This window comes from Nostoc sp., assembly GCF_036918015.1.
Lineage (GTDB): Bacteria > Cyanobacteriota > Cyanobacteriia > Cyanobacteriales > Nostocaceae > Nostoc.
This window is the reverse complement of sequence record NZ_JBALEO010000055.1, coordinates 18,239-28,743: the sequence shown is the minus strand read 5'-3', so window position 1 is coordinate 28,743 and position 10,505 is coordinate 18,239. Positions and strand designations below refer to the sequence as shown.

Sequence of the window (10,505 nt, the reverse complement as noted above, 5' to 3'; positions counted from 1 at the left end):
CCTCGGCGTTTACCATTTTTTCTAATCCTAGTAGACTTGCAGTATGGACAATGCACAGTAGAAGACCTCAATTCATCCCTCTATTATGCAACGCCTAAATTTAAAATCAGGCGTTGAATAAACTACCCCTAGACCCGTAATCCTGTCAGACATCACCTTATGATGTTTCTAGGAAAATTCCGTTATATAAAGAAATGTCCGATCGCACGTATGCCATTCTGGGAACTGGAGCATTAGGTGGATTTTATGGCGCCAGACTGCAAAAAGCTGGGTTGGATGTCCACTTTTTGCTCAAGAGTGATTACGAACAGGTAAAGAAATATGGTTTAGTGGTAGAGTCCAAAGATGCTGACTTTACCCTTCCTGAAGTCCACGCCTACAACGACGTAGAAAAGATGCCACAATGTGACGTGGTAGTGGTGGCACTGAAGACGACGCAAAACCATTTACTACCAAAGATGTTGCCACCTGTAATTAAAGATAATGGGGTGGTGTTGGTATTACAGAATGGACTTGGTGTAGAAGAGGAAGTCGCTAAAATTGTTGGTAATGTAACTGTTATTGGTGGATTGTGCTTTTTGTGTTCTAACAAAGTGGGGCCAGGGCATATACACCACCTAGACTATGGACAAATTACCTTCAGTGAATATACCCCTAACTATCAGCCTAGTGGGATAACTGAGAGGATGCAGCAAATTGCTGATGACTTTAAAAGCGCTGGTATCTCAATTGAATTAGCTGAAGATTTACTACTAGCACGTTGGAAAAAGTTGGTGTGGAATATCCCCTACAATGGGCTTTCTGTGATTCTCAACGCTAGAACTGATGAATTAATAGCGTATGAGTACACCCGCAAGTTAGTTGAACAGTTGATGTATGAAGTAGCGGCGGGGGCGAAAAGTTATGGGCGGATTATTAGCGATCGCTTCATTCAAACAATGCTCGATTATACTGTCAAAATGACCCCTTACCGCCCCAGCATGAAAATTGACTACGACGAACATCGTCCCTTGGAGGTAGAAGCAATTTTCGGCAACCCATTACGAAAAGCCCAAGCAGTAGGTGTGGATTTAGTGCAGATTAGCTGTTTATACCACCAGTTGAAGTTTTTAGATGCCAGGGGAAAGTGAGGAAGATGGGGGAGACAAAGGAAACAATTCTTTACCCGGATTTCTCACGCATAGTGTAGGCTTCAGGGGAAGAGCAGTGTGGGGAGTGTGGGGAGTGTGGGGAGTGTGGGGGGTAAGACTTCTTCCCCATCCTCCCACACCCCCCACACCTCCCACACCCCTTGGATTTCTCACAAGTGAGAAATCCAGGTTTACTCCCCACTCCCCCAATTTTTAACGCAGGGATTCAAAAATGACTGCTATTGTCATTAAACACAACAGGATAATTCCCAGTGGAAGCAAAAACTGTTGTAAAAGGTACAGCAGTATGGGTATGATTTGTAAGATACCCAAACCACTGGATAAAACGTAAGCGATCGCAATGCCGAATAGCACCAACAGAAAATATTTTAAGGATTTAGAGGCAAAGCGAAATAAAAGCGTATCCTGATTGGTGTCCATAGTTTTACTCACGAAAGTAGCTAAATTTTGGGCAATGAATATTCTTTTTGATTCCCCCACTCCTCTTTCAAAAAAAAGGCTGTGGGGAATCAAAATTATTAGTTTTCTAATTGGATAATTGCCTTGTTCGTTGAATTATTCAAAGACTGTTGCTGCTTTTGTAGACTGTCTTGCTTTTCATAATTAACTAATAGTTGAAATGAAATAAACAAGCCCAACAACAGAAGCAAAAACGAGCCAAACCCAGAGGAATACTTATTTATTTCTCGCTCAACACCACATTTGAGGCAGACATATCTATTGGAATTACGTGTATCTTGGGCAAAAGGGCACTGATTCTGATTGCAATCATGATGACAATCTTTGTCTAACATCATTGAACCTCCTGTAAAGTAAAGACTTACATACTTAGTTGTAAATACGCTCTACAGAATCTAGTTAGTTAATACCCACTGCCTGTTTAGTAGACACCACTTTCATGAGTAATTAATATGGCACTGTAACAGCTGTGATTTACTAAGCTTGCAGTAGTAGCGCTCTCTAAATTTCTCCTCAACCACCTTTTCTTAGCGCTTAACTTAACTTTGCCTGTATTACTTACAAGAGTAATACAACCCCAAACGCTTTGCAGTCGGATAAAGTAAATTCCCTACCGAGTAGGAAAAAGTATTTTGTAGTATGCCGAGTAGGAAGAAGTAGTAAAAATATCGTTATAATGAATTACAAATGATACATCAAGTTAGCAAATGGGTGTAGAAGAGGCCTTAGAGTTTGTAGATAACTTGGTTTTTCTCAAGACGGGAGAACACTTAGATAAAACTCAAAGGATTATCTTGCGTCATTTGTGGGAGGATGAAAGGCGGACTTACCAAGATATTGCCAACAGCCTTCGTTATACAGAAGCGCATTTAAAATCAGTTGGTGCAGAACTTTGGCATTTACTATCAAAAGTGCTGGGAGTTAAAGTATCCAAATCTACCTTCCAAGGCATCGTTCAGGGATTTAGAACAACTCAACAATCGCTAAAAATCAGCCATATTCCCAATTTAGAGGGCAATGGCACTAAACCCCAAGATTTAGATTCTAACTTTGTAGGGCGCGATCGCCAAATAGCCGAACTTCACACCCTCGTCAGTCGAGGAGAAAAAGTTATCCTCATCCAGGGTGAAGGTGGTGTTGGCAAAACAAGATTAGCACGCAAATATTTTAAAAGTCAAAAATTTAATTTTGTACTAGAACTGTGGATGGCCACAGAAATCCAAAACCTTACTCCTGTAGAGAGTGTAGTTGAAGAATGGCTGCGGCGAGACTTTAACGAAGAACCAGGATGTGACTTTGGTATCAGCTTAGAACGATTACGGCGCAAACTCCGAGAGCAAACTTCTAAAATTGGCGTATTTATCGATAATCTAGAAACTGCTCTCGATAAAAATGGCAAGTTCCTAGAATATCGTCGCCCTTATGTTGAGCTATTGAGAGTATTAGCAGATTCGGATGTGCATTCAGTTACTTTAGTAACAAGTCGTGAGCGTTTACGAGAGTCTAGTGTACAGGTTTATCTTTATCAACTTGAAGGTTTAGATGATGAAGCATGGCGAGAGTTTTTTAGCAGTTGCCACATTAATTGTGATTGTAGTATTCTCAGTGAAATGTGCAGAGCTTATGGAGGTAACGCCAAAGCAATGCAAATTCTCCGAGGAGCAATATTGACAGGTTTTTCTGGTGACATACACGCCTATTGGCAGGAAAACTGTACAGATTTATTAATAGAAAGAGAGTTAAAAGATTTAGTCGCCAGTCAATTTACCCGTCTTCAAGAAAATGACTTAGAAGCCTATCGCCTTTTGTGTCGTTTAGGATGCTATCGTTATCAAGATATTCCTTCATTACCTATCGAGGGAGTTTTATGTTTGCTTTGGGATGTACCAGAACCAAAACGTAGAAGTGTAATTAAAGCTCTGCAAGATTTATCTTTAATAGAAGCAAAAAAAGGACAATATTGGCTGCATCCGGTAATTCGTGACGAAGCGATTAGTAGGTTAAGGTTAGTAAGTGAAGAATGGGAATTAGTCAACCGAAAAGCCGCAGAATTTTGGACGCAAAAGGTTGAAGTAGTTAAAAATATTACAGATGCTTTGACCGCTTTAGAAGCTTACTATCACTATGTAGAAATTAGTGATTTTGAGCAAGCCGGTGATGTCATTTTACAAGGAAGAGGTAACAAGTGGGTTACAGGACTGCCTTTGGGTTCTTGCTTCTATCAACTGGGGCTACTCCAGAAAAATTTTTCCGTAATTAAGCGGATAATAGATGATGTCAAATCCCAAAAAAGACTGATTAAACTTTATATTATCCTTGGGTATACATATCGAATTATCGGTTGCGTTAGAGAAGCTATAGAGTGCTATGAGAAATCAGGAGAAATATTAGAAGAGTTAGATGAAAAGCTAACGAAAATCTCTATTTTGTTCAATACAGGACTTTGCAAGCTTGAATTATGGGAAATAGAAGCAGCCGAAGATTGTTTTAATGCTGTTTGTAGCCTTGCTGAACAAAATAGCAATCTTGATGATTACATGGCATACTCTCAATGCTGTTTGGCTTTGATAAAATCATCCTCTGGTAGTAAAGAAGATGCTTTTCATCTTGCTGAACAAGCATTTTCGGCTATGTCATCATCAACTAGAGTAACTTTATGGGGAATCGGGCATAGTTTAGTAAGTCTCTGCTTAACTTATAAGAATTTAGGTAATCTTAAAAAATCCTTTGAGTTGTGCCAACGAGCTATATCTCATGCTGAAGAAAACAACTTTACCCAGATTAAAGCTAAAGCTATAAGTTCTCTGGCTGAAATTTTTCGAGAACAAGGAGAATTTACCAGAGCAATTTTTTATCATTCACAAGCAATAGAAATTCTGGATAAAATCGGTGCGAAATCAGACTTAGCTGAGGCTTATTATCAGTTGGCATTGACTCATAAAAAAATGGGTGAAATTGAGCAGAGTCGGGAAAGTTTTGTCCAAGCGATGTCTGCGACGGGCTATGCCTACGCACTTTTTAACGAAATGCAAGCACCCAAGCAAGTTGAAAAAGTACAAATAGCAATGGAGCATTTTGAGAAATAAGCAATACTATTTGATCTCAACTGACGATTTTCCGGCTAATAGCCTCTCCAATCTCCATCAGTGTCTCTTCCTCTTCGGCAGTAAATTCGTAGGAAACTGGCTTGGCAATGCCCAAAGTACCATGCAATCGACCATTCAGCATCAGCGGCACTGCGATGGAACCTTCTACCTTTGTTTCTTTTGCTGAGGGTCTAGCCACCCCCGATTCGTCGGTTTGCAGGTTGCAAATCTGTACGGGTCGCTTGCGTTGGGCGGCGACACCGGCCATTCCTTTACCAATGGGAATTATCGTCATTTTAGGCAAAAGCAATTCTGGAATGCCCTGGTAAGCCTTTACGTGCAATAACTGGCTGTCTTTATCTAGAGTATGGATGCTACCTGTAGAGCAGTCGAAAGCAACCAGGATTTCGGTCAACAGTCGGTTCCAGTCGATGGCAGACCCTTCCTCAGTCAGGATAGCAAAAATGGTTTTGGTATTTAAAGTCATAGTCGTAGGAAATAAAGTTTGATCGTAAACGCGGAAAATAATTAAGAAAATTCACTTAGCAAAACCAATCTGCCTTTTTCACATACCGTGAAAAGTCAGGGGAATTTATGGGGCGATCGCACCTAGAGAGGTCTGTTGTCTCCATAATTAATATAGAGACGTGTAACTAGAGGTTTTATGTCCCTAACACTTGAAGACTTGGAACAAATGCAGCAACAGCATCCTGACTTTCGTATGGAACTAGTCAAGGGTAATATTATTGTTTCGAGTCCATCAGGATACGAATCAGATGAAGTCGCAGCTGAAATGGTAGCCCAGTTACGTAACTGGGTTAGACCGCGCAAACTGGGACGAACAGCAGCTTCTAGCGCCGGTTTCAGGTTGCCTAATTCCGATTTGCGCACACCAGATGCCTCATTTGTTTTAGCCGAACGCTTGCGTCGTAGTCCGAAGTCTTTTGCTCAATTGGCTCCCGATTTGACTGTAGAGGTGAAGTCCCCTAGCGATAATTTAGAGGATCTGAGAGCCAAAATTCAAGAATTTCTGAGTTTGGGAACTAAGGTAGGAATTTTGCTCAATCCAGATGAGCGGATTGTTGAAGTTTACAATTTTGGACAAGAGGCAATAATACTTCGTGATGGCGATATTTTAACAGTTCCCGAACTGCTCCCAGGATGGGAAGTACCAATTGCAGATTTGTGGCCTCTAGAGTTTGACTAGAATAGTGGTAAAAAATCCTACAGACGTAGATGGATGAAATTAGAAGTTGATGCGATCGCTTTTAGTACAGATGGCAAAACTTTGATCGGTGGTAAGGATAAAATTATCAATATTTTGGCAACTACTATAGTGATTTAGTCCCCGATCAACTGAGGGGCGGTAGAATATACCTAATTTTCGTAGCTTCAAAAGCCAAAACTATGACGATGCATTCCACACTCCAACGTGCATTTACTAACCGCCGCGTTCTAAAAGTGATCAGCGGTTTGAATAACTTCGACGCCGCTAGCGTCGCTGCTACTGTGAAAGCTGCTGAATTAGGCGGTGCTACTTTTGTCGATATTGCCGCCGATCCAGTTTTAGTCCAACTAGCTAAAAGTTTGACAAATTTACCTATTTGTGTTTCCGCAGTAGATCCAGAAAAATTTGTGCAAGCAGTGGCAGCTGGTGCTGATTTAATCGAAATCGGGAATTTCGATTCCTTCTATGCTCAAGGACGCCGTTTTGAAGCTTTAGAAGTGCTAGCGTTGACTAAGCAAACCCGCGCTCTCCTGCCGGAAATCACCCTATCTGTCACCGTTCCCCACATCCTGGAACTAGATCGACAGGTACAGCTAGCAGAAGAACTGGTGAAAGCTGGAGCAGATATTATCCAAACCGAGGGCGGTACTAGCAGTAACCCAGTTCACCCCGGAACTCTAGGATTAATTGAAAAAGCTGCTCCCACCTTGGCAGCAGCTTTTGAGATTTCCCGTGTAGTGTCAGTGCCAGTATTATGCGCTTCCGGCATTTCTAACGTTACCGCACCATTAGCGATCGCGGCTGGTGCTGCTGGTGTTGGTGTTGGTTCCGCCATCAACCAACTCAATAGCGAAGTCGCCATGATTGCCGCAGTGCGTGGACTAGTAGAAGCCTTAGCGACTGCAAATGTAGTAAGGAGTTAAGAGTTATGAGTTAGGAGTGATGAGTTATGAGTTATGAGTTATGAGTTGAAAAAACTTATTTATTCAAAACTTTTAACTTCTAACTCCTAACTCCTAACTTCCAACTCCTAACTTCTAACTTCTAACTCCTAACTTCTAACTCCTAACTTCTAACTCCTAACTTCTTTCAACGCATAAATCACCTGATCTTGCTGCTGTTGTGTTAGTTCTGGGAACATCGGCAAGGATATAACCTCATGGCAAGCTTGCTCTGCTATTGGTAAGTCCCCAATTTCATAGCCCAGACTTTGATAAACTGGCTGTAAATGTAAAGGGTGGGGGTAGTAAATCATTGAACTCACGCCCTGTTCTTGCAATTGACTACGCACCCAATCTCGGTATTTGGCGCTAGAACCATTGCGCCCTTCGCCGGATATGCGAATAGTGTATTGATTCCATACCCCAATACCCCCAGGTAATTCTTGGGGCGCGACAATCCCCGGAACTTGACTAAGGGACTGATAGTAATAGTTGGCAATATCTCGGCGGCGATCGTTCCAAATATCTAAATAACGGAGCTTAATCTGCAAAATAGCTGCTTGGAGAGCATCTAATCGGCTATTTACACCTATTTCCTCGTGTAAATATCGAATCTTACTACCATGATCTCTTAGTATTCGCAGTTTAGTAGCGATCGCTGGATCGTTAGTCGTTATTGCTCCACCATCGCCGCAACCACCAAGATTTTTGGTGGGGTAGAAACTAAAGCAACCAATATGTCCAATGCTTCCGACTTTTTCACCCGCCCAAATCGCGCCTGTAGACTGAGCGCAATCTTCAACTATTGACAAATTGTGAGACTGAGCGATCGCCATTAATGATGTCATATCCACGGGTTGTCCAAAGAGGTGAACCGGGATAATTGCTTTAGTTTTAGGTGTAATCGCCGCTGCGACTTGCTCCACATCTAAATTAAACGTAGTCGCGTCAATATCAACGAAAACAGGCTTTGCACCGACGGCGCTAATTACTTCAGATGTCGCAATAAAGGTGAAAGGCGTTGTAATCACTTCATCGCCTGCACCAACGTCCAAGACTCGTAACGCTAAGTAGAGTGCATCAGTACCAGAATTACAAGCCACACATTCAGTAACAGTATTATAAGCGGCAAACTGTTGTTCAAAGCCTTCGACTAAGGGGCCGCCAATATATCGGCCAGAAGCCAAAACCTCTAAGACAGCCGCACTTACTTCTGCTTCGATGGTGGTGTATTGTTGCTTGATATCAAAGGCAGGGATGGGATTTACACTTTGGATCATGAGTTCTCATTTTATCGGGAGATACAAAGGATGCACTTCGACAGTCAATTTTTGCTGATTGAATTGTGTATCAAAGAGGAGCTACTAAAAGACTATCGCCCAAGATACGCATCTATTAGGGTTTTTACTTAAATTGTGGTGCGGCAAATCACCGCACATTTAATTTACAGATAGTAGGCATACTAGGTGTTTGCCATGTTAAGGTCGTACCATTTTGAATTGATGAAAGTGATATATATCAACCAAGATCCAACACATCTGGTCAAAGTTCCAGGAGTGTGTGCTGCTTTGAGAAGAAAATATCAGGAGATAGAGAACCCATGCAGGATCTGATCGAGCTGGATTTCGTGGATTTAGCTATAGGTGTGGGATTGATGGCGATCGCCATTGGTTTATCTGCCTGGGAAAAATTAGGATTAGAGTTGAACTTAACCCTTGCTACTGGGAGAACCATCTTACAACTTCTTGTATTGGGATACATTTTAGATTTCATCTTGGCTTTAGACAATGCTTGGGCAGTTTTGGCGCTATTAGCAATAATGCTGACAATTACGGCGATTGTCGCACGAAATCGCATCAGCCAAAAAATTCCTCATCTGTTGCCTTTGGTGTGGGGTGCAATTTTAATTAGTACCGCCGTGACAGTGTTTTACATCAACTTCTTGATCGTTCAACCAGAAAGATGGTACGAACCACAGTATATAATTCCCCTAGCAGGGATAGTCTTAGGTAATGCTACCAATGCAGCTGCGATCGCAGGCGATCGCCTTGTCAGCACCATTAATTCCAGCCATCTCGAAATAGAAACCCATTTAAGCTTAGGTGCAACTCCAGAGCAAGCTGTTAGCCAGTATCGCAAAGATGCCATCAAAGCCGGATTGATTCCTACTCTCAATCAAATGATACTCATAGGTATGGTCGCAATACCAGGAATTACCACCGGACAGTTATTAGCTGGTGTCAAACCTCTAGATGCTGTCTCCTACGAAATTTTGATTATGTTTATGGTTGCTTTTGCTAACTTGTTGACAACAGTTTTAGTCACGAAGGGGTTGTGTCGTCAATTTTTTAATTCTGCCGCGCAGTTGGTGAGATGAAGAGTGCTGTTAGCGAGGGGAGTGTGGGGAGTGTGGGGAGTGTGGGGGGTAAGACTTCTTCCCCATCCTCCCACACCTCCCACACCTCCGAAGGGAGAAGGGGTTAGGGGATGAGGGCGTGAGGGATTTGCAAAACGCCTGTCCGATATAGTTTTCAGCTTAAGTTGACACCAATGATAGCTAGCTGTGCGCCTCTACGAAGTCTCTACATAATTGAAGTATAAAGATATTTTGAAAACGCATCTATCCTATGAAGTATTTTATACAAAATATAAATAAATATTTATATGGTTATTTAAAAATCATGTGATTTCAGTATTCCAATCTGACGCTGTAAAGCTGAGAACTCAAGGTATTGCAGTCTATCGGAGGTAACAGAACCAAAAGAGGAATGTCATCATTATGAGATGTACCTTTAGGTAGGGATGTCAAGTAGGTGAAATATTTATTAATATTGTTAATAGATAGTAAATGTAAATTCAGCGTCAGGAATCCGAAAAAATTCCTAATGGCAGGTATTTAGCATCAATACCAGATTCTTCACCAACGGAACAGAAGATTATGAAAGACCAAAAACCATCAGACTCTAAACAATTCGTCGGAAATCTCAAGAATGGGATTTGGCTATTTGGCCTGTCATCCTGGGTATTTGGTATTACCGATCGCAGTATTGCTTCATTTGCAGATGGCTATCTATCTGCTTTGGATTTGACGCAACTATTTACGGCAGCTACATTCTTTGTGGCGTGGCTATTTTTGAAACCGACATCCAGAGTGTAAGTTAACCAACTGATTAGTATCCAGTCACTCTTAACGCTAGTCGGATCGAGATTTAGAAAGTTATCTATATTGATTGATGCCATAAAGGGTGTGCGACAGAATGCATAAATTATTTTGCATCGATCGCAATCAAGGTAATTCGTAAAATCTCCGAATTACCCTGATTTCGAGTTCTTACGGGAGAGAATCAGGATCTATAAAGTTCGCACAACCTCTGTGCCAGCATTAGTAATTTGATTTTGGTATATCTAAAAAAATTTTCTAATTTTCCGGAATTGATTATACTCACGTGGTAGTCTTTATCATCAGATTAGCGATTTATACTGAAACTCTATAACGAACCTCCGGGGAATATAACCCCATTACGGATTAAAAGCCCGGTCTTCATGGCCGGGCTTTTGCCAAGAAATAAAAGAATTGGGGTAACTCTGGAAAATCTCAGAATTACCCCAATTTTTAAAAGTTACGAATTGTTCTTAACTC

11 protein-coding genes are annotated in these 10,505 nt (G+C 41.5%); 6 read left to right on the top strand and 5 right to left on the bottom strand.

Translation table 11 applies throughout. The features are described 5' to 3' along the window. Positions 1 to 194: 194 nt before the first annotated feature. On the top strand, positions 195 to 1,130 hold the full coding sequence (locus V7K61_RS12565; RefSeq protein ID WP_335053623.1) for a putative 2-dehydropantoate 2-reductase: 936 nt from the start codon (positions 195 to 197) through the stop codon (positions 1,128 to 1,130). Here V7K61_RS12565 and V7K61_RS12560 read toward each other — a convergent pair. From V7K61_RS12560 to V7K61_RS12550, 3 genes are all read right to left on the bottom strand, one after another. Further along, on the bottom strand, positions 1,110 to 1,304 hold the full coding sequence (locus V7K61_RS12560; protein ID WP_335053622.1) for a hypothetical protein: 195 nt from the start codon (positions 1,302 to 1,304) through the stop codon (positions 1,110 to 1,112). The genes V7K61_RS12565 and V7K61_RS12560 overlap by 21 nt on opposite strands. A 39-nt stretch (positions 1,305 to 1,343) precedes the next feature. Continuing rightward, complete coding sequence (locus tag V7K61_RS12555; RefSeq protein ID WP_322696896.1) at positions 1,344 to 1,571, bottom strand: hypothetical protein; 228 nt, start codon at positions 1,569 to 1,571, stop codon at positions 1,344 to 1,346. A gap of 98 nt (positions 1,572 to 1,669) precedes the next feature. Continuing rightward, positions 1,670 to 1,948: a hypothetical protein gene (locus V7K61_RS12550; protein WP_335053621.1), complete on the bottom strand. Its 279-nt coding sequence runs from the start codon at positions 1,946 to 1,948 to the stop codon at positions 1,670 to 1,672. A 369-nt stretch (positions 1,949 to 2,317) separates the two neighbouring features. Here V7K61_RS12550 and V7K61_RS12545 point away from each other — a divergent pair, with 369 nt between their 5' ends. Continuing rightward, positions 2,318 to 4,696 (top strand): AAA family ATPase, encoded by a 2,379-nt coding sequence (locus V7K61_RS12545; RefSeq protein WP_335053620.1) that lies wholly within the window; start codon positions 2,318 to 2,320, stop codon positions 4,694 to 4,696. 16 nt (positions 4,697 to 4,712) lie between these two features. On the opposite strand, the gene V7K61_RS12540 is transcribed toward V7K61_RS12545, so the two are convergent. Beyond that, the gene (locus V7K61_RS12540; RefSeq protein ID WP_335053619.1) at positions 4,713 to 5,183 is read right to left on the bottom strand and encodes a GAF domain-containing protein; all 471 of its coding nucleotides are present in this window, start codon (positions 5,181 to 5,183) and stop codon (positions 4,713 to 4,715) included. A 177-nt stretch (positions 5,184 to 5,360) separates the two neighbouring features. Between V7K61_RS12540 and V7K61_RS12535 the strand changes: the two genes are divergently transcribed. Continuing rightward, positions 5,361 to 5,903, top strand: a complete 543-nt coding sequence (locus tag V7K61_RS12535) for a Uma2 family endonuclease (protein WP_335053618.1) — start codon at positions 5,361 to 5,363, stop codon at positions 5,901 to 5,903. 200 nt (positions 5,904 to 6,103) lie between these two features. Further along, on the top strand, positions 6,104 to 6,847 hold the full coding sequence (locus V7K61_RS12530; RefSeq protein WP_335053617.1) for a DUF561 domain-containing protein: 744 nt from the start codon (positions 6,104 to 6,106) through the stop codon (positions 6,845 to 6,847). 149 nt (positions 6,848 to 6,996) lie between these two features. Here the strand turns inward: V7K61_RS12530 and V7K61_RS12525 are convergent, their stop codons facing one another. Next, positions 6,997 to 8,145, bottom strand: coding sequence for a DegT/DnrJ/EryC1/StrS family aminotransferase (locus tag V7K61_RS12525; protein WP_335053616.1), 1,149 nt, complete (start codon positions 8,143 to 8,145; stop codon positions 6,997 to 6,999). A 320-nt stretch (positions 8,146 to 8,465) separates the two neighbouring features. Here V7K61_RS12525 and V7K61_RS12520 point away from each other — a divergent pair, with 320 nt between their 5' ends. Both V7K61_RS12520 and V7K61_RS12515 read left to right on the top strand, forming a co-directional pair. Next, complete coding sequence (locus tag V7K61_RS12520) at positions 8,466 to 9,242, top strand: ABC transporter permease (RefSeq protein WP_335053615.1); 777 nt, start codon at positions 8,466 to 8,468, stop codon at positions 9,240 to 9,242. A gap of 561 nt (positions 9,243 to 9,803) precedes the next feature. After that, positions 9,804 to 10,022 carry a hypothetical protein gene (locus tag V7K61_RS12515; RefSeq protein ID WP_099099105.1) on the top strand — a complete coding sequence of 73 codons (219 nt, stop codon included), beginning with the start codon at positions 9,804 to 9,806 and terminating at the stop codon, positions 10,020 to 10,022. Positions 10,023 to 10,505: the final 483 nt, after the last annotated feature.